The organism is Flavihumibacter sp. CACIAM 22H1, assembly GCF_001601815.1.
In the GTDB taxonomy this organism is placed as follows: Bacteria; Bacteroidota; Bacteroidia; order Chitinophagales; family Chitinophagaceae; genus Flavihumibacter.
Window position 1 is genome coordinate 1 of record NZ_LUKG01000010.1, and the last position, 20,750, is coordinate 20,750.

Annotated in this window: 13 protein-coding genes; 4 read left to right on the plus strand and 9 right to left on the minus strand. The window is 44.9% G+C overall.

The genetic code is table 11. The features are described from left to right. Positions 1-466, minus strand: a 466-nt coding sequence (locus A1D16_RS04805; protein WP_290708116.1) for an AraC family transcriptional regulator, incomplete at its 3' end; no start/stop codon positions are given. Between the two features lie 221 nt (positions 467-687). Between A1D16_RS04805 and A1D16_RS04810 the strand changes: the two genes are divergently transcribed. Continuing rightward, the gene (locus A1D16_RS04810) at positions 688-1,269 is read left to right on the plus strand and encodes a biliverdin-producing heme oxygenase (RefSeq protein WP_290708117.1); all 582 of its coding nucleotides are present in this window, start codon (positions 688-690) and stop codon (positions 1,267-1,269) included. Next, positions 1,250-3,427 (plus strand): ATP-binding protein, encoded by a 2,178-nt coding sequence (locus A1D16_RS04815; protein ID WP_290708118.1) that lies wholly within the window; start codon positions 1,250-1,252, stop codon positions 3,425-3,427. Before A1D16_RS04810 ends, A1D16_RS04815 begins: the two co-directional genes overlap by 20 nt. On the opposite strand, the gene A1D16_RS04820 is transcribed toward A1D16_RS04815, so the two are convergent. Continuing rightward, positions 3,424-4,320 carry a winged helix-turn-helix domain-containing protein gene (locus A1D16_RS04820; protein ID WP_290708119.1) on the minus strand — a complete coding sequence of 299 codons (897 nt, stop codon included), beginning with the start codon at positions 4,318-4,320 and terminating at the stop codon, positions 3,424-3,426. The genes A1D16_RS04815 and A1D16_RS04820 overlap by 4 nt on opposite strands. 153 nt (positions 4,321-4,473) lie before the next feature. Here A1D16_RS04820 and A1D16_RS04825 point away from each other — a divergent pair, with 153 nt between their 5' ends. Beyond that, positions 4,474-5,181: a two-component regulator propeller domain-containing protein gene (locus A1D16_RS04825; protein ID WP_290708120.1), complete on the plus strand. Its 708-nt coding sequence runs from the start codon at positions 4,474-4,476 to the stop codon at positions 5,179-5,181. A gap of 27 nt (positions 5,182-5,208) precedes the next feature. On the opposite strand, the gene A1D16_RS04830 is transcribed toward A1D16_RS04825, so the two are convergent. Continuing rightward, a complete protein-coding gene (locus tag A1D16_RS04830) occupies positions 5,209-7,599 on the minus strand; it encodes an ABC transporter permease (RefSeq protein ID WP_290708121.1) in 2,391 nt (796 codons plus the stop codon). A gap of 159 nt (positions 7,600-7,758) precedes the next feature. After that, positions 7,759-8,088, minus strand: coding sequence for a hypothetical protein (locus A1D16_RS04835; protein WP_290708122.1), 330 nt, complete (start codon positions 8,086-8,088; stop codon positions 7,759-7,761). A 249-nt stretch (positions 8,089-8,337) separates the two neighbouring features. Between A1D16_RS04835 and katG the strand changes: the two genes are divergently transcribed. Beyond that, entirely contained in the window at positions 8,338-10,578 is a 2,241-nt protein-coding gene (gene katG / locus A1D16_RS04840) for a catalase/peroxidase HPI (RefSeq protein ID WP_290708123.1), read from the plus strand. Between the two features lie 47 nt (positions 10,579-10,625). Here the strand turns inward: katG and A1D16_RS04845 are convergent, their stop codons facing one another. From A1D16_RS04845 to A1D16_RS04865, 5 genes are all read right to left on the minus strand, one after another. Beyond that, on the minus strand, positions 10,626-13,034 hold the full coding sequence (locus A1D16_RS04845) for a serine hydrolase (RefSeq protein WP_290708124.1): 2,409 nt from the start codon (positions 13,032-13,034) through the stop codon (positions 10,626-10,628). A 24-nt stretch (positions 13,035-13,058) separates the two neighbouring features. After that, the gene (locus tag A1D16_RS04850) at positions 13,059-15,152 is read right to left on the minus strand and encodes a prolyl oligopeptidase family serine peptidase (protein ID WP_290708125.1); all 2,094 of its coding nucleotides are present in this window, start codon (positions 15,150-15,152) and stop codon (positions 13,059-13,061) included. 8 nt (positions 15,153-15,160) lie between these two features. Further along, complete coding sequence (locus A1D16_RS04855) at positions 15,161-16,573, minus strand: SusD/RagB family nutrient-binding outer membrane lipoprotein (protein WP_290708126.1); 1,413 nt, start codon at positions 16,571-16,573, stop codon at positions 15,161-15,163. An 11-nt stretch (positions 16,574-16,584) separates the two neighbouring features. Then, on the minus strand, positions 16,585-20,016 hold the full coding sequence (locus A1D16_RS04860) for a SusC/RagA family TonB-linked outer membrane protein (RefSeq protein ID WP_290708128.1): 3,432 nt from the start codon (positions 20,014-20,016) through the stop codon (positions 16,585-16,587). A gap of 161 nt (positions 20,017-20,177) precedes the next feature. Then, positions 20,178-20,750 (minus strand): FecR domain-containing protein (locus tag A1D16_RS04865; protein WP_290708129.1); only part of this gene is annotated, 573 nt, incomplete at its 5' end.

Consider the following 20,750-nt stretch of genomic DNA (forward strand, 5'->3'; position numbering starts at 1 on the left):
GGTGCGCTACCTGCTTATAATCCAGTAATGCCGCTACTTCCTTTAAGTTTTTATCCTCAATAGTTAGTAACTCTTTCGCTTTTTCAATTTTAAGTGAAATACCATATTGTTCAATGGTTGTGCTGGTTAAGCCGGAGAAATAGGAGGCCATTTGTTTATAGTCCATCCCTAACTGTTCGGCCAGGTAATCAGATAAATTCTGTTTAATACTGCCTTTATTGAGCACATATTCTGCAATACTTCCCTTTATTTTATCAATCAGTACTTCTTCGGCTGAATTTACCAGCTCCAGTCCGCCTTTTTGTATGGCTTTGGCAAAATTTTGTTTTTTTTCATCAGAAATCAATCCTTTCAGTTCCACTTCTCCCAGATCAATCCGAACCGGTCGGATCCCTAATTTTTCAAGCTCCTCCCGCACTAATAAAAGGCAACTTTCGCAAGCCATATTTCGGATATATAAAATCATAGATTGGTTTTATACCCATAAATGCAAGATAAATACCAAATTTTTTAACCCTCAAACTTGCATAATTAGGGTAATTAATTGTGTAATTTTTTCAACAATTTGGCCAAACCCTTAACTGTCTTGCTGTTATATTGGGGAAATCAGGCTCAGTTATTGTTTAACCATTATAACGGATTCAGTCGGCATTATTTAAACGTATTTTTGCGATTGATCGTCCACCTATGCTTCACCCATTTTTACGCTCAAAAACTGATGACCAGCACCAGCAGTTAGAAAAAGTATTCCTTGATTTATTGCAGGGGGTAAAAACTCAGGTTGAGTATGAAATACTGCTAAAAAAAATGGCAGGTTTTTTAGTACCCCTTGAAAAACAATTAACGCAATTTCCATTACAGCATATTGTACCGGATATTGCAGAACGCCAGAGAATGCACCATCTGTTAACAGATATAGCAGTCTTTGATCCCGATTGGCAACCACTAAATTCCGTTAAGCTTCCGGAACTTACTTCTATTTACCAGGCAATTGGCACTTTATACGTATTGGAAGGCGCTACCCTGGGTGGCCCCATAATAGCCCGTATGATTAAACAGCAGGCTGGTATAGAAAAAGGGCTGCATTACTTTGAAAGTTATGGTCCTGAGCGAAAAACTATGTGGGCAAAATTTCGGGACTATTTAGAAATTCCGGGACTTTATCAACATAAAGAAATCATTGCTTCCTCTGCCATTGCCTGTTTCAGGGCATACAAACAGTGGTTGGAATTAACCAGCAGTATCCAGTATGATGCAACATCCAATTAATCAATGTGACCGTGAACCCATTCAATATCCGGGTAAAATACAACCCCATGGAGCGCTCCTGGTGGTGAATCGGCATAACCTGCTGGTTGAGCAGGTTAGTCCGACGATACATCAGTATCTAAACATTTCTGCAGCAGAAGTCCTGGGTAAACCTATTCACGAATTGCTTAGCCCCTACCAGTATCATCCCGATTTCGAGCAGGGAGCTTACCAGCTGATACAAACAGCTAAGGGCGAAACCTACCTGGTTTCACATTATACGGCCGATTATCTTTTGCTCGAATTTGAGCCCTTTCTTGGATACACCTACAACGAAGAGGCCATCATGTCAAAAATGCTGCATTACCTGAACCAATCAGATAGTGTGTCTGTATCGTTTAAGGAGGCTGTAAAAAACGTAAAAGAGATAACCGGCTTTCATCGGGTTATGGTTTATATGTTTCATGAAGATGGCCATGGTGAAGTAATCGAAGAACTGGCCGATCCTGGCCTGGAGCCCTTCCTGGGTTTGCATTATCCCGACTCAGATATCCCGAAACAAGCCCGTGAACTCTATAAAAAAAATCTTGTACGGCTTATCGCAAATGTAGCTGCACCTGATAGCATACTTGAAAGAATACCCGGATCAGAAAACAATCCACCTATTGATCTGTCCGATTCCATATTGCGATCCGTATCCCCTGTCCACATTCAATATCTTCAAAACATGGGGGTGGCAGCCAGTTTTAGTATTTCCATACTATCCCAGGGTGAGCTCTGGGGATTAATTGCCTGCCATCATTATCAGCCCAAACAACTCGACTACCGGCAACGCTTACACGCCAAAATGATTGGCCAGATGTTATCGACCACCGTTCGTTTCCAGGCAGAAGAAGAAAAACAGCAGGTGCTTGGTTTCTGGCGCGATAATACTTCCAACCTGATCCGGCAAATGCGCCAATCCGATAGCATCCTAACAGGACTGACGCATGGAAACCTCGATTTATTGTCAATCAATAGTGCCAGCGGTGCGGCTATTTTATATGAAGATCAGTTAACGCTTGTAGGGCATACACCCCCACCCTCCTTTGTGCGTGAACTGGCCGTGTTTTTACAGAAAGCCTCAACCAAGCAGGTATTTCAAACCAATCACCTGGCCTCTGTTTATCCGGAAGCAGCCAGGTATGCAGATAGCGCCAGCGGTATACTTTGCGCACCCTTATCCGCCGACCTGAACGATACCATTCTTTGGTTTAAACCGGAACTGGAACAGGAAATCAAATGGGCAGGTAATCCGGACAAAGCCGTTATCCTAAATGAACAGGGAGAAACCAGGATTGAACCCCGTAGTTCATTTGCCATTTTTATACAATCACTGCGGGGAAGGTCTGAAAAATGGTCTACCGCTGAACTCACCAATGCGTATAAACTGCGGGAAGAAATCCTCTTACTTATCCAGGAAAAAATAAATCAACTACGCCGCCTGAACGAAGAACTGAAAAAAGCCTATGAAGAACTTGATAGCTTCAGTTATACCATCTCACATGATTTAAAAACACCGCTTGCTACCATTTATAATTTTGCAGAATTATTGCTGGAAGAAGATCCGGCCATCGACAACCGCTTACTGACCCAAAAAATTTTGCGTAATGCATCACGCATGCAGCAAATGATCAAAGAAGTCTTTAATTATACAAAACTTGGGCGCGAACCGATAAAGTTACAACCCATTGATATGCAATCGCTGCTCTTCCAGATCCGGGAAGATATGCTCGACGCTTATAAAGACACCAAACCCGATCTGCAGATTGGGAATACGCCCGCAGTATACGGAGATAGTACCATGATTGGCCAGGTATTCAGTAATCTCGTAAGCAATGCCGTTAAATATTCGTCGAAGAAAGAAAAGCCCACGGTTCAGATTACCGGAGAAATGATAGATGACTCTGTAGTATACAGTATTGTTGACAACGGTATTGGGATGGACCCCCGCCATACCGATAACCTCTTTCACCTGTTCTACCGGCTGCCCGATGCAAAGACCTTCGAAGGAACCGGGCTGGGTTTGGCCATTGTAAAACGGATCATAGACAAACACCAGGGTAAATTATGGTTTGAGACCGAACGGAACAAAGGCACCCGTTTTTATATAAAACTGAAAAAAACCGAGTCCGCTTAAACCTGGTCAACGGTCACTTCCAGTTTATAGCCTTTTCCATGAACATTCAATAATTGAACAGTGGGGTCCGCTTCCAGTTTTTTCCGAAGCTTGGACACAAACATATCAAGGCTGCGCCCAACGATTACACCCTCATCCTCCCAAACCTCTTTCTGGAGTCTTTTGCGGTCGATCAACTGGTTTTGTTCGGCGCCAAATATCTCCAGCAAACTGGTTTCCTTACTGGTTAAGGGTATGCGTAGATCTCCCAGTTGCAGGTACTGTTGGTCGGGATAAAAATAAAACCGCCCGATAGGAATACCTGCCAACAAGGGGCCTGCCTCCGTAGTTGTTTCAACCGGAGCAGGTACGGTAGAACGTTGAAATTTGTTCCAGCCCAACCAAATAAAAACGGCCAGGCCCATTGCTGCCCAACCAACCAATAGCTTGTTGCTATCGTTAAGTGGAGGCTCTTCCAGCTTAAAATGGATGGAATACCTGGAGCTTCCAGGTTCACGTCCCAGGCAAGGCACTATATTATCCTGTTCGGCACCCAACATAGCATAACCAAACACTACCTCTCCGGTTGTTCTTTCTTTAACATTTACAATATACCGGGAGCTGAGCTGGTAATGACTGAAAACAGCCTGAATGGTTTTTACCAGCGAATCGGGCGTAAAGGAAAAAGCTGTTTCAAAAGGAAGTACAAATTCTGTTTTCGATATACGCTGAACGGCCGGAATTCTTGAACTGCTGTCGCCGGCCGCTCTTAATACATCATGGGCAACCTTTCTTAGCACAATCATTTCTTTTGCTGATTCAAAATCATTCTCTACCGGGCGCTTTCGTATAAAAGCTGCCAGTACCAGCACCAGCACTATGCCAAAAAAGGGCCAATAGAATTTAGCTTTCATACAGCAAAGATAGGCAGCCGGAAGAGCCATTTCAGGCTAAAATGCTGATTTTACACGGCATTTACAATCAATTTACAGTGGTTTTACTGCTGCCGCCGGGTGATTTATTACTTTGAAATCCGCTCAAAATTTATCATCCAAACTAAACTACCAATGAACAGTTTGTTATTTTCCCTGCTATGGCTATTCATTAGCGATCATCCCGATCCTACTCCCATCATTGCTGAAACAACCTCATCAGACAGCCTACCAGCCAATAAACAACCGGTTGACCCCATCCGTTTATGGCCCGGACCATTGGAAGCCATGAAAAAACCCGGCCCCTCACCAGAAGAGTTCCAGATCAGCGCAGTTATTACCCAGGTAATGCAAGACCGGTCGGGCGGAATCTGGATGGCTACAGCAGACGACGGGGTTTGTTATTTTGATGGAACTGAGTATCATTATTTTAGAACCTCTGATGGGCTGGCAGCCAATACTGTCCGAACCATGGTTCAGGACGCATCCGGTACCGTTTGGATTGCAACCAGCGGAGGAATATCAAGGCAAAACGCCAATGGGTTTACAAGCTACACAACCGCTAATGGACTACCAGATAACGATGTGTTTACGCTTCATATAGACCGAAAGGGTATGATCTGGGCAGGAACCAGGGGCGGACTGGCAAAGTTCGAAAAAGACCGGTTCCTAACGGTACCCTTGTACCGCGAACCGAAAACAACTGAAGATAAGCCCATTAGAACCGGCGTAAATTCCATTTATGAAGACAAATCAGGCCAGCTATGGTTCGGCACCAATGGTTATGGATTATTCAAATATGACGGAAAAACCCTGGTGAATGTGATAAAACCAGGATGTTAATAAAAGCGGGTAATACCCTACCCGCTTTTATTCTGATCGTAAACTTTTTACCGGGTTGAGCAGGGCGGCCCGAACAGTTTGCACACTTATTGCTACCAATGCCAATACGCATAATGCTATCGCAGGCAAGAAAAACACACCCGCTTCAAGGCTGGTTCTATAGCTGAAATCGGCCAGCCATTTATTGGCAGCATACCAGCCAATTGGTATGGCAATCAGGAATGCAATAAGTACCAGCCGCAGAAAATGCCCGGCCAGCATCCACACAATGCCCGGCACGGAGGCACCCAGCACCTTTCTAACCCCTATTTCTTTGGTTCGCTGCTGAACAGCGAAGGCAGACAACCCAATTAAACCAACACAGGCCAATAGTATAGCTACCCCCGTAAATAATCCAATAACTTTTGCTGTCTGCTGTTCAGCCTGGTACATGGCATTGTACGACTCATCCATAAAGCTGTAACTGAATGGCCGATGCTGTACCAGGCTTTTCCAGGTCTTTTCTATAAACGAAATTGTTTCCGGAAGTTGATTACCCGAAATCTTTATCATTAATAAATTCCCATAGGTAGACGGGAAAAGCACCAGGCTTTGGATAGGTACATGCAAAGAACTGAAATGAAAATCCTTTACTACACCTTTTACCACACCTGGGCGGGAATCATCCAGGAACATTCGCTGCCCGATGGCTTTCTCCGGCGTCCAGCCCAGTTCTCTGGCGGCAGACTCATTCAGGATGAAATGATAATAATTTTTCGCTTCGTCTTCCTGGTTAACATCCAGTAAATCCTGTTTTGTAAGATCTGTGCCGGCCAGCAATTCAATTTCATTTGTTTTCAGGTACTCATCATCAATTGGGTTGGCATATACATTTAAAGAAGTTTTTTCCGGCATAACAGCACTCCGCATTCCATATCCACCGACAATGGATAGCGGAGCGTTATAAGCAAGAGAGGTATGTTTAATTTGCGGATTGGATTTTAAGGCTGATTTTAACACGTCAATTTTTTCCAACACTTTATTATCTACCATTAACTGAACAACATGATCCCGGTTAAAGCCTAATGATTTCTCCCGGATATATTGTACCTGCTTGTAAATAACAAAGCTGCCGATCAAAAGGAAGGCCGAAATTGCAAATTGAAAAATGGTAAGCGATTGCCGGACCAACTGACCACTGCCACTATTACTGAAACGTCCTTTCAATACTTTGATGGGTTGAAAACCGGAAAGTACCATCGCCGGATAGGAGCCGGCCAGTAATGCTATACAGAAAACCATGGCCAGGGCGGATACTATAAGTGATGGCTGTAATAGATCTGCAAAATCGAGGCTACGGTTTACCAGTCCGTTAAACCCGGGAAGCAATACCCCTGTTAAACCAATACCCATTATCAGTGCCAGCACAGCTATTACAATGGATTCACCCAGGAACTGGCCAAACACCTGTTTCCTGGATGCCCCGGCTACTTTACGGATTCCTACTTCCCTTGCACGCTCCAGTGATCGGGCGGTACTCATATTGATATACGTAAAGCAGGCAATCAGAAGTATCAGGAAAGCCATGCCGCTGGCAATATATATATAACGGATATCAGTATTCGCTACATAGGCACTATAGGGAGAATGCAGGTGAATATCATAATAGGGTTCTAAATGATAGGTCAGGAATACATTCGGATCGTTCATTTCCTTTTTCATGAAAGGAAGGATCTTGGGCTGCAAACTATGAATTGCACCTTCGTTCTTCAGCAATAAATAGGTTTGGTAGTTAGCATTCCAATAAGTTTCTTCCTGGCTGGCACCTAAGGAAGAGAACGATCCTAACAGGGAAAAACGAATCTGTGAGTTAGCCGGACAGTCTTTTGCAATTCCGGTTACCTGGTAAGGTGTTTGTGCTGCTCCAACAAGAATGGTTTGACCAACTGCATCCTGGTGCGGAAAATATTTTTTAGCCGCCGACTCTGTGAGTACCAACTGGTTAGGCGCCTGTAATACTTTATCAGGAACTCCTGCTAACAACGGAAAGGAAGAAAATACCCGGAAAAAAGTGGAGTCCGCAAACAGGAACTCCGGGTCCTGGTATACCTGATCGCCTATTTTAAGCAAGCCAGATCCGGTGGTCATCCGAACCCCCTCTTCCACTTCCGGAAAATTTCGCTTAAAGGAGGGCATTACTTTGGTACTGGTATAATTGCCGGCCCTTTTTTCTGAATCTCCAAACCCATACTCCATAATAACCCGCACAATTCTATTGCCCTTTTCCTGGAACCGGTCAAAACTGAGTTCGTGCCGGATATACATAAACATCAGCAAACAGCAGGTAAATGCCACGGTTAGCCCGGCAAGGTTGATAAACGAGAAGCCTTTGTGTTTCCAAAGATTCCGCATAGCTATACGCCAATAATTCTTAAGCATACTCAAGTATTATGGCATATTCGCACCAATGCCTGTGCCAATCATCTAAAAATCTGATTATCAATTGTTTGATTAAATAATGCAAATTCTTCCTGTCCGATTACGAACAGTTTTTGTCCGCTTTTATGCGTCACCGGCCGATGGTACCGACCCCTAAGATTATTTGCTGATCTTGGTAAGTACAATGGGTGCGGCGCAGCAGGGAGTTGAAGCCAGGTGGACGGCTGCTTTCACCTCTCCGCTGATCGTAACTTCCAGTCCATCGAGGTAGTACTCCAGCGCAAGGGTGCAGGGGATAAGGCGGGAATCGATGGTGCCGGCTTCTACCAGGTATACTGGTTCGGTTGCCCTGTCAGTAACCCGAACAACCGCTTTTTTATCAACGATCTTTCGAACAGTTGCTTGACTACTGTTGCAGGAATCGGGCTTATTTTCTTTGCCGCAGCCCGCTGCAATCAGGAGTACTATAGTAAACAGCCCTACTTTCATCCTACCTTTTTAGAAGGTGACACCCAGCTCTTAGCCAACGTTGCAGCCAGGCAGTAATTTAAATGAGAAGATTAACCCAATCCTTTAAAATCGGTAACGCCAATTTTTCCGATTGCCGTTTTTACTGAAACTGACAGTGGATTTAATATAGATTTTATCTATCAGATCATCTATTAAATAAATAAAATTGTTGGGCAATTCGTTTATAATTTCGTGGGAGATTAGGACGCAGCAAATTCAACAAACTATATGGATACTCTACAAAAAGTCAATGATGAAGGTGGCGACAAAACCCCTTCCAACGGTGCAGCAGCCAAATGCCCTTTCCACAACGGAACCATAAAAGCCGTTTCCGGAGGGGGTACAAAAAACCAGGACTGGTGGCCGAACCTGCTCAAGCTGAACATTCTTCGCCAGCATTCTACCCTCTCTAATCCCATGGGTGAATCTTTTAACTATGCAGAAGAATTCAAATCACTAGACCTGGCGCAGGTTAAAAAGGATATTTTCAACCTGATGACCGATTCGCAGGAGTGGTGGCCGGCAGATTATGGACACTACGGACCATTTTTTATCCGGATGGCCTGGCACAGTGCGGGAACCTACCGGATTTCTGATGGCCGCGGTGGTGCAGGCTCAGGATCCCAGCGTTTTGCTCCTTTGAACAGCTGGCCCGATAATGCCAATCTCGATAAAGCCCGCTTACTGCTTTGGCCTATTAAGCAGAAATACGGAAAAAAACTTTCCTGGGCAGATCTGATGATCCTTGCAGGCAACTGTGCCCTGGAATCTATGGGGTTCAAAACCTTTGGTTTTGCCGGAGGCAGGGATGATGTTTGGGAACCCGAGCAGGATATTTATTGGGGTTCAGAAAAAGAATGGGTAGCCCATCACCGTAACCCCGAATCCCTGGAAAACCCGCTCGGTGCAACTGAAATGGGGCTTATTTACGTAAACCCCGAAGGACCCGACCGTTCGCATGATCCGGTACTGGCAGCAAAAGCCATCCGGGAAACCTTCGGCAGAATGGCTATGAATGATGAAGAAACCGTTGCATTAATTGCCGGAGGACATACTTTCGGAAAAACCCACGGCGCAGCCGAACCCAACAAATATGTAGCAGAAGAACCTGCGGCTGCTTCTATCGAAGAAATGGGTATGGGCTGGAAAAACAGTTTTGGCAGTGGTTCCGGTGCAGATACGATTACAAGCGGCATAGAGGGCGCCTGGACAACCACGCCCGCAAAATGGAGCCATGATTTTTTTAAGCACTTGTTTGAATACGACTGGGAGCTGATCAAAGGACCCGGCGGAGCTTATCAGTGGGAAGCCAAGAATATAGGGGAAACCATCCCGGACGCACATATCCCGGGTAAATTCCACAAGCCCTTTATGCTTACTACCGATTTATCCCTGAAACTGGATCCCGCATACGAAAAAATTTCACGCCGGTTTTATGAAGATCCGGCAGCTTTTGCCGATGCTTTTGCACGCGCCTGGTTTAAATTGACCCATCGGGATATGGGACCCAAATCCCGTTACCTCGGTCCGGAAGTGCCTGCAGAGGAACTGATCTGGCAGGACCCCGTACCTGCTGTCAATCATCCCCTGGTAGATGATCAGGACATTGCTGCTTTGAAAACACAGGTTTTAAATGCTGGTCTGTCCATTTCGCAGCTTGTTTCTACCGCCTGGGCGTCCGCTTCCACTTTCCGCGGATCGGATAAACGCGGTGGGGCCAATGGTGCCCGCATTCGCCTGGCGCCACAAAAAGACTGGGAAGTAAACAACCCTGCCCAATTGGCTAAAGTACTCGAAACGCTGGAGGGTATCCGCCAGCAATTCAACCAGGCTAACCCCAACGGAAAACAAATTTCTATCGCAGACCTTATTGTATTAGGCGGTTCAGCAGCCATAGAAAAAGCTGCCAAAGCAGCCGGTGTTGATGTAATTGTTCCGTTCATCCCCGGCCGCACAGACGCTTCACAGGAACAAACAGATGTTGAATCCTTTGCGGTGCTGGAACCTGCTGCCGATGGATTCCGCAATTATTTATCGGCCTACCGAACTACTTCTTCTGCCGAAGAAATGCTGATCGACAAAGCCCAGTTGCTAACCCTCACAGCTCCTGAGATGACAGCCCTGGTAGGTGGTATGCGTGTTTTAAATGCCAATGCTGACCAAAGTAAACGTGGTGTATTCACCCACCGTCCGGAAGTGCTGAGTAACGATTTCTTCATCAATGTACTGGATCTGGGAACCACCTGGAAAGGTGTAAACGGATCAAAAGACCTCTTTGAAGGGCGTAATCGTAAAACAAATGAGCTCAAATGGACAGCAACCCGTGCAGACCTGGTCTTCGGATCAAATTCTGAGCTTCGTGCTATTGCCGAAGTATACGGATGCGCAGACGGCCAGGAAAAATTCATTCATGACTTCATTGCAGCATGGACAAAAGTCATGAATCTCGACCGTTTTGATTTAGGTTAATTAGGTTTGAATATACACATGCGAAGTGGCCCGGATCCGGGCCACTTTTATTTTATTTCATCGTAGATCAACTTAGATAATTCCGCCAGCGCTGCATTCGCTTCTTCTTGTGATTCGATGCCCTTCGATAACAATACTACCACATATTTCCGGCCATCCGGCAAATACACGATCCCTGAATCATGGGTAATTTTTACAATTGACCCGCTCTTGGTAGCTGTTTTCACCTCCCTGGGTAGTTTAGCTGGAATACTGTTTCTAAAGTACTGGTCCTGTAAAACCCGTATCATGTCTGCGCATGCCATCTTGCTGATAAAACTTCCATTACCTAATTCCTCAAACACCCGCATCAGGTCATAAGCGGTGGTAGTATTATTTTTTCCTGCCTCAAATGCTTTTTTATCCTCCACGCCTCTAAGCACCTGTATCTGGTTCGCTCCAATTTCTTTCATCGTGGTCATTACATTTTTCGCCCCTACCAGGTCAATAATGATATTGGTGGCAAGGTTACTGCTCTTGGTGATCATACGGTGAAGAATATCCGAAATCGGCAACTCTTTACCAATTAGCTGGTATAATTCAAATTCACTGTCATCGGTCGGACTTACACTAAAAACCGAACCGTCTTCAATACTGGTAAAGCTGTTTTTGACCGTTATTTTGTCCTGCAATGAAAATTTGCCGGCAGCAGCCTGCTTATAGGCTTCCATCATTACCGGAGTTTTCATAGTACTGGCTGCATGAAAACTCTTTTTTTCCGCTACAAAATAGGTTTGGCCGGTTCCAAGATCTTTACAGGCAATAGCAAATTCGGCCTGTGGATGTTTTGACATCTCTGCCCGAATTGCTTTATCAAGTTTACTTATGTCCATCTTTTTTTCATTAATCGGGCTAAGTTCCATTTCGCTGAAATCGAGCTGGGAGGCCGGGTCGTCTACCAGCACACGAACCCGATCCACAGAACCGTCTGCCTTTAGTCCATAGGAAATATATGCTTCCGTGGGTACCCCCATACCGCGGAACGAAGCAATAAAATTATTGTATTGAAAATACCGCAGGTCGGCAACCATGTGTTCCGTATTATCGAACCGCAGCACCAGCCCCTGGTCCTCCATTTTTATAGTAGCCCTGCCCAATAAAGGCTCGGTAAAACTGCCGGCATATTTTTCCAGCGCAAGCGAAGGTTTATCGCCCGTTGCACGAAGTATGCTAAGGTCTTTTTTCCTGGCCAGTGCCCTTGCTACTGCTGAATCCTGGATCCGTTTATAACCGCCGAGCCAGTCAAAGGAAGGATTGCCCATATAATAATCAAGCACCTGGTAAATAATTGACCAATAAGCAGCCGTAGATGCCTGGTTGGTTAACACCACCACGCCCAGGTTTAAATCAGGAACCAGGGCAATCTGTGATACAAAACCGGATAGTGCTCCACCATGCCCGATCACTTTGTACTTTCCATAATTATAGGACCTAAATCCAGATGCATATCCCCAAAAATCTGCTTGGGAGGGGCGAATCAAAGAATCTACTTTACTAATGGGCATTGGCCGGATAATTTTCCAAAGGTCGGCGGTTGCAGCAGGAGTCAGTACCCGTTCTTTTATCGGGGTTCTACCCGAATCCAATTGGGTTATCAACCAGTTGGCCATGTCTGCAGCATTCGAAACAATTCCACCAGCTGCATTACCCGCATCGCCAATATTCTGTTCGCGAAAATTTTCCACAACCCTGATAGTATTATAAGAGCGGGCATGACCAAAGGAAAAATTAGTGCTTTTCTTCAGATCGGTAAAGCGGGCTATCGTTTCCTTCATTCCTACTTTTTTAAGAATTCTTTCCTGTACAAAATTTTCCCAGGGTATTCCTGCCACGGTGGAGATCAGCTCACCGGCTGCCACGTATAAAATATTATCATACGCATACACGGTTCTGAAATCATACTTCAATGGAATAAGCGGTAGTTTTTCCAGGATTTCACGGCGGCTGTAGGTGGCCGGTGGAAATAACATAATATCGCCCGCATAGGCAGGCAACCCACTGTGATGAACCAGCAAATCGCGCACGGTCAGGTTCTGTGTAACATAGGGATCGCTCATTTTAAACCAGGGAAGATGTTTGATTACTTTATCATTCCAATCTATCTTTCCCTCTTCTACCAACAACGCCAGCGCAGTTGCTGTAAATGCTTTACTATTGGAAGCGATCAGAAAAAGCGTTTTTTCATCAACCGGTTCTTTGGTATCCATACGCTTTACTCCATACCCTTTGGATAATAGCACTTTCCCATCTTTCACAATTGCCACACTTACGCCGGGTACATTTAAAGAAGTAATTACCTTATTGATGTAGGCATCCAGCCCGGGCGGCAAAGCAGGCTGCTTTTTCTGTGCTATTACCGCTCCTGCAGCCAACCATACAGCTGCCATTCCAAGCATCAAAGGCCTGATTTGTATCATACCGTCCGTTTTAATTACCCTTTATTATTTAATTAGTTTGCGTTGCAAAAATTCTGCAACCGCTTTATCAACCAGTACCTGGTTATGATAGCGCATCCAATGATGGGTTTCATCCGGAATAACCAGGCTTTCGTAGGGTTTTCCCATTTGTTCAAATCGTTTAACCAGGTCTACCGTTTCAGAAAAGGGTACATTTCCATCATCATCTCCATGAATAAATAAAACCGGGGAGGTCCAGGTTTTTACCCATGCCACCGGTGAAGAGGTCCAGATAAGTTTTCTGGTATATTCGGCATCGGGGGCCTGTTCACCGTCGTAAGAGGGATAATCTTCCTTATTGGTATGAACGCCGTGTATATCCACACCTGCTTTAAATAACCTGGAATCTTTACCAAGTGCCAGTGCCACCAGATAGCCTCCGTAAGAGCCTCCATAGGTTCCGATGCGTGTAGGATCTACAAAAGGCTGTTGAGCCAGCCAGTTGCCAGCTGCTTTTACATCCAGGTATTCCGATGCTCCATAACTTCCCCAGTTTTTTGGATATTGAAATTCATATCCGTAGCCGATTCCCAGCCTGTAATTAACCGACAAAACCACAAAGCCTTTACTGGCCAGGTATTGATTCAGTGCATAGGTATTCGAATAATAATCGCCATAATGCCAGCCCAATAACATTTGCCGTTGCGGGCCACCATGAATAAATACTATTGCTGGTTTTTTTGCCGATCCGCCAGTTGGTGGTTCAAATAATTGTGCATGTACCAGTACCCCATCCGAAGCCCGGAAACGAACGGACCTGGGGCTAACCATATGTGCAGTGGGAAAATCAGGTGGAATAAACGAAGCCCCTATTAACTGCGGTCTTCCTCCTTCAAATGGCATTACAGCGGCTATGCCGGGTTGTTGGGAAGTAGCACTGATAAAAGCAATATGCTGCTGATCTCCTGTAATTACCGGCAGGGCTTCTATACCCTTACCCGGCGTCAGTACTTCAACAGCGGCCTGTTCTACCGACACCTTAACAATATGCCGCCGATCAAAATCGTCTTTATCCGGGCCCGTGTTAGCCGATGCAATCAGCCATTTACGATCAGGACTGAGTTTTATATGTTCAAGCATGTAATCACCCTTTGTTAAAAGAAGAGGATTACCGCCTTCAGCAGGAACTGCATATAAATGTGGCCATCCATCCATATACGATACAAAAACAATACGGTTACCCGCTGCCCAATGAAGGTTGGTACCACCCTGGGTGCCGGGGAAAGAGCCTCTTAAGGTAGTGGGTGCTGTCCAGACTTTTCTGGCAGTTCCTGTTATTGGATCTGCCACCAGTATTGACCAGGGCTGATGCCGGCGAACGGTTATCGAATCGGGCCTGCCCCCGGCAGCATTTCGTCGAACAAATACCAACTGCTTTCCGTCGGGCGACCAACGAGGCGATCCATCCCTGGCAATAGCAGGCGCTATCCACCGGATGGGTTGGGTTGAATCCGTATAAATACCAATAAAAGAATGATCTCGCCGGTTGCTGACAAACACGAGCTGTTTGCCGTCGGGAGAGTAGCTGTACTGGCTAACTGTTCCGCGAACATGGAATTTACGTTGTGGCCGGGAACTGCCGTCCAGGGCTGCTTCCCATAAGGCGCCGTTTTTAACATAAATTACCCGTGTTCCGGATGGATCTATTATTGGGTCTATGCCTTCATCCAGCACAATCGGTTCACCTTTTTCAAATGAAAGGCTCATCACCTGCACTTTTTGCTGTACAGGTGATGAAGCCGGATTTCTTGCCATGGTTTCATCAAAGGCGCCATAATCACCTCCCCGAACAAAGGCAATCCATTTTCCATCGGACGAAAGCCGGATACAACTAATCTCCAACCCTTCGTCGCGGTCAAATAAAGTCCGTTTTTTGAGTACAAAATCCGGACCCTCTGCCACATAAATATTTCGTTTCCCCTGTTCGTTCAGTGCCAGTGCAATTCTTGAACCTATTGTTGCCGCACTTAACTCCGACGGAAAAGGATAAGAGGTTACCGATTCCAGGGAATACTCCTGCGCCTTAACAGCAAGGGAAAGAACCGTATATAAAACAATGGCTAGGCCTTTTCGTATCATTCCGATGATTAGGGTTTATCAAATGCCAGTTTTTCATCCAAGCCGGAAATATCCGGTACATTGGCGCCATTCCTGCTGAACTCTACTGTTGGATAGGCCAGGCGACGTATGAATGTATTCAGCACTGCGCCTTCCGGCAAACCAAAGTCTTTGTAGTTATAATCAAAGCGACGGGCATCTACCCAGGCTTCGGGGTGCAGGAACATAGCTACATACTTTTCTTTGGCAATTAATTCCAGGGTAATATTTTCTGCTCCTACGCTAACCGTTGGATTATTGATATAGGTTTCTTTTGCGGTGGTGGCCACACCTAGTTTGGTCATATGGGCATCGATACCAGCCAGGTAAGCGGCATAAGCCCTGGGTTTATCATCAGCACGGAAGGCAGCTTCTGCTTCAATGAACTTCATTTCCGCAAAGGTTACCAATGCAAGTGGCGCATTCCCTTTTGAATAATAGCCATCTACCGATAAATAAGATTCTTCATCATCTGTACCGGTGCCGATACGGCCGGCTCCATTGGGGGTGCCCCGATAATCGCCAAATTTTGTGAGTGTGGCTATCAGGGGCAATCTTGGGTCTTCTACTCCAAAGGTTGTACCATCCAGTGCATCCACAAATTGTTCACTCAGCCATCCGTCCAATAAAAGCACGGTATTATTATAGGCCACCTGATTCCAGGGACTACGGCCACGGAATACCGTCATCATTGCATCGTCTGCATTGGAACTGTAGGTTGAACCCAGTTGAGTAAGCACATTGTTGGCATTATACGAAGCCTTTTTGGTAAGCTGATTCATGAACCTTGCTTTCAGCGCCTGAGCTGTTCTGATCCATGCTTCGGTATTACCCTGGTGAATTACATCACTGGCGGCATCCAGATTCAGACTTGCTCCTGTCTGCTGCAGGGCTGCAATGCCTTCATCCAATAAAGTCATCGAAGTGGCGTGTAAGGAGGTCTGATCATCAAATTTTGGCACCAATAGTTCGCCGCCTTTCAGCGCTTCACTATAAGGAATATCGCCAAATGCAGTAATCAGCATATTCAAACTGTAGGCCATCATAATTTTACCCACACCGATATGATGAAACGCGCCTACCGCCTCTGCCTTGGTAACCATTTCCTGAATGTTCATCATATTGGTATAGAAAGCTGTCCAGGTAGTGGAATAATCTACTTCATTATAAATTTCTGTATCACTGCCTTTGGTACTGGAAGCCTGGTACTGCGTAAAATAAGAAACCGTATATCCCATCCGGTAAACATTGTAGCCGGTATTATAGGTCGTTTGGCCCAATAAGCCATTCAACGGCGGATCAGTTACTAAATTCGGGTTATCCAGTTTATCGAGGTATTTACTACATCCCGTTAAGCCGATAAGAAGCAGGCTGATATATATAAGTTGATTAAGTCGTTTCATGGTTACCTGTTTTAAAAATTAAGATTGAGTGAAACAAGATAACTGCGGGTAGCAGGATAGGTAAACCCAGAGAAACCATCGGCAACACTACCAGAACTGGTGGAGCTGGCTTCCGGATCAAATCCTTTCCATTTTGTATTTATCCAAAGATTATTTCCAGAGAAGGTAATACCGGCGCCCGTCAGGAATCCACTTTTGGTAACAATAGCAGACGGAATAGTATAACCCAGGCTGAGGGTTCTGAGCCGGATCCAGGAAGCATCCTCAATAAAAGTTTCTGACGCTCCCCGATAATAATTCCGGTAATACCCGTTTCCATAGTTCACTCCATCTGGTCCTACACCCTGCCCTAACCAAACTGGTTTTGTATTAGGTGTTCCATCGGCCAGCACCCCGTCGAATACGATAACATCATTCCTGTTTTCCGATTCCTTATTAGTAAGAAAAGCTCCCAGGAAATTCGACAGTTGATTATACCGATACACGCCTTGCTGCGTATCAAACAGGAAGGATAAACTAAGCCCTTTGTATCGGAGCGTACTTCCGAGGCTACCTATCCATTTGGGTTGAGAATTGGCAATATATTGTTGTTTAGAAGCAGGATTCAACACCGGAAAACCGTTTGCGCCAATTACAATTGGAAGACTTTTATCCAGTCGGGCCGGATCTTCTGTTTTATCGCCATAGTAGCGCATAAAAGTTCTTCCAAACAGGGCACCAACCGGATAACCCGGAATATATTTCTGCGTTACTGTAGCGCTCAGGTACCCAAACTGGCTTGCAATTGCAATCTCTGTCAGATCCGGATAAATCGATAGTACAGTATTTTTATTGGACGTGAAATTAGCCCTTATATCCCAGCTGAAATCTCTGGTTTGTACAGGCGTACCTGATATACTGATTTCAACGCCACGATTTCGAACGCTGCCCGAATTCAGATATATCTGATCATAGCCGCTGGTAACAGGAACTTTTACAGGAATAATCAGGTCTTTACTGGTATTATTATAATAGGTAAAGTCCAAGCCAAGCCGATTTTGCAAAAATTTTAGTTCCAGGCCACCTTCATAGGAGGTAGTAAATTCTGGACGCAAATTAGGGTCGCCTGTTTGTGTTGACAGGAAAAAGGGAATTACATTATTGTTCAAAGGCGTTCCCAAACTGAAGCCGGAACTGGTTGCATACGGAACCGCATCTTTACCGATTTTGGCTACTGACACACGGGCCTTACCAAAGCTGAACCAATCGGGCATAGTAAAGGTTTCTGAGAAAATATAACTCAAACTTGCTGACGGATAACTGAAGGAACGGTTGTCTTTCGACAAGGTGGAGGTATAGTCGTTCCTATAGGTCAGGGTCATGTAGAGATAGTTTTTCCAGCTTACTGTCCAGTCTGCAAATAAACCAATGATCCGGTATTCCCGTAAGCTGTTAGAGCCGGTAACTCTTTTCGCATTATTAAGGTTATAAAAATTGGGTACTACCAGTGTGTCGCCATTTGCATATACAGTACTTCTTTTGGTTGAATACAAATCATGGCCCAATTTCAGCGAAGAACTAAGATGCTTACCAATCTTGTTCTTAAAATTCAGCATCAGCGTAGAGTTCAATATGGTATTTCTGGCATTGTATTCAGAAATAGTTCCGAAGCCAAAATCACTGGCGGGGTAAATTTCATCCGGCAGTCCCATCGGGCCGGGGGTTTTTTGTGTACGGCCATCACTGTATATATCTGCCCCAAACCGATAGTTAATATCCAGCCATTTTGTAGGGGCGTAGCTCATGTGTGTGTTCGTCAGAATTCTGTCTACATTATCCCTGTAATCTACACCTCTCAATACATATACCGGATTATCGTTTCCGGAACCTACAATCGTTTTCTGTGTTCCGTTTTCATTGATATAATCCCATATATCCCAGCGGGGCGAAAAGTAGGTGAGGTTTTCATTGTATCGATCTGCATTTCCTCTACGTCCACCCGATTTCACATAATTCAGACTACTTCCCATTTTTACTTTTTCAGAAAGCTTGAATTCTCCACCCACCTTAACCGAAAAGTTTTTATAATCCGTGAAAGGCATAATACCTTCCTGGTTGAATTGCGAAAAGGTTCCGGTAAATGTTGCGCGTTCTGATCCACCAGAAATATTCAGGGAATTACGGAAGGAGTTTCCCGTTTTATAACCATGTTTAAAATTGTTGAAGATTTTATCGGGGTGTGTTGGGTCTATTGCTTTGGCCTCTTCAATGGTGGGTCCGGTAGTTGGCCAGAAACTGGAAGGATCGTATTCGCCCAACCAACCTTGTGTATACCTGGTTTGTGTTTCGGGGTATTTATTTATTTCATCAACACCATAGGTAGAGGTTATGCTACCTCTTAATTTACCTGCTTTACCGGATTTGGTAGTAATGATGATAGCGCCTGTTGAAGCCCTTAGGCCATAAAGCGCGGTTGCTGCACCACCTTTAAGGATATTAATACTTTCAATATCGTCGGGGTTTATATCTGCAGCACGGTTACTGATGCCGTACAAAGAACTTCCATCGGAAACGTCGGTGGTATTATCAACAGGGATACCATCTATAATAAATAGGGGTTGAAAATCCCTGTTTGGATCCAGTGAATTCAATCCACGCAGAATAATTTTCGATCCTTGTCCGGGTGCGCCTCCACCAGAGTTAATCTGTAAACCAGCAGCCTGGCCTTGTAAAGCATTAACAATATTTGGCTGGCGGCTGGCAACCAGTGCATCGCCTTTCACTTCCTGGGCAGAATAACCCAGCTCTCTTTTTTCCCTGCGTATTCCCAGGGCGGTTACGGTTACTTCCGCCATATCCGCATTGTCTTCCACCATAACAATATCAACGGAAGTAATAGAATTGTCCGTTACGGTTACCGTTTTTTCAATTTTTCCAAACCCGATGGCAGAAATTACCAGGGTATAGGTACCGGGCTTTAATCCGGATAAGGAAAACCGGCCTTCGAGGTCAGCAGCGGTTCCCTGGTTGATACCGGTTACCAGTATTGATGCGTTGGCAACGGGCTCCCCTTTATTGTTGACCACCCTGCCGCGTATACCTCCTTCCAATTTATCCTCCTCCCGCGGGGGTGTTACCGTTGTGGGAACCTCCGGTTTCCGAATAATAATATTGGAATTGATCACTTCATACTCAAGCCCGGTATCCTCAAACAAGGCCTTCAATACTTTATCTACACTAATATTTTCAGCGGCATAACTGATATTCCTGAAATGAGCAATATCCGCAGTCTTAAAAGAAAAGGATAGATCGGTTGAACCCTCAATCTTTTTCAGTGCCGCTTTTAGTGGAACATTTTTTACGTTAATGGAAATCCTGATTTTACTCAGGTCCTGCCCCGTTGAGCGTTCTGCCATTATTACGCCACTAATGGTAAGCAGGATTGCAAGGGTCAATGCTCTCATAATTAGTACTTGAACGCAATGTGCTGTCCACCCATGCGTTTTTGAATGAAAACTCATAGTTTTGATTGGTTTAAAGATTTTCAAACAGTTTTTAACCAGACCGCAACAGTTTGCCCCTGGAGCGGTCTTTTTTTGTCTCTAGCTGATAATCATGTGTTTGCTTATTGTTTTTTTATTATATAAGATCCGTTTTTTGTATTAAACTGAGTACCTGTTAGCCGGGTCAGGATTTCCAGCGCATTTTCCACCCCATACTGCCTTTTAAGGGTCGTTGTTACCCTTAATTCGTTTAAAGCCGGTTCTCCTACCTGTATGTTTACGTCATATACTCTTTCCAGGTCTGCCAAAATATCTCCTACGGAATAATCGTCGTAGACCAGGTTTCCTTCCTGCCAGGCCGCTGCAAACTCCGCTTTTACCAATTTCTGCTTTGCTTCCTTATTCCGGTTTCCTATCACCACTTCTTTTCCCTTTGTTAATACAGCTACCTGCTTATCGGCATAGTTAACTTTTACCTTGCCCCGTTTAACAGATACGGTAATTTTTTCCATATCAGGATACGCTTTGATATTAAATGCCGTTCCCAATACCTCTGTCGTAACATCCCCTGTATAAATAAGAAAGGGAGTTTTATCAGCATGCCGAACATCAAAATAAGCTTCCCCTTTTAAATAAACGACCCGTTTTTTCTTATCAAACTGCTCCGGAAAATCCAACTGGCTATCTGCGTTTAA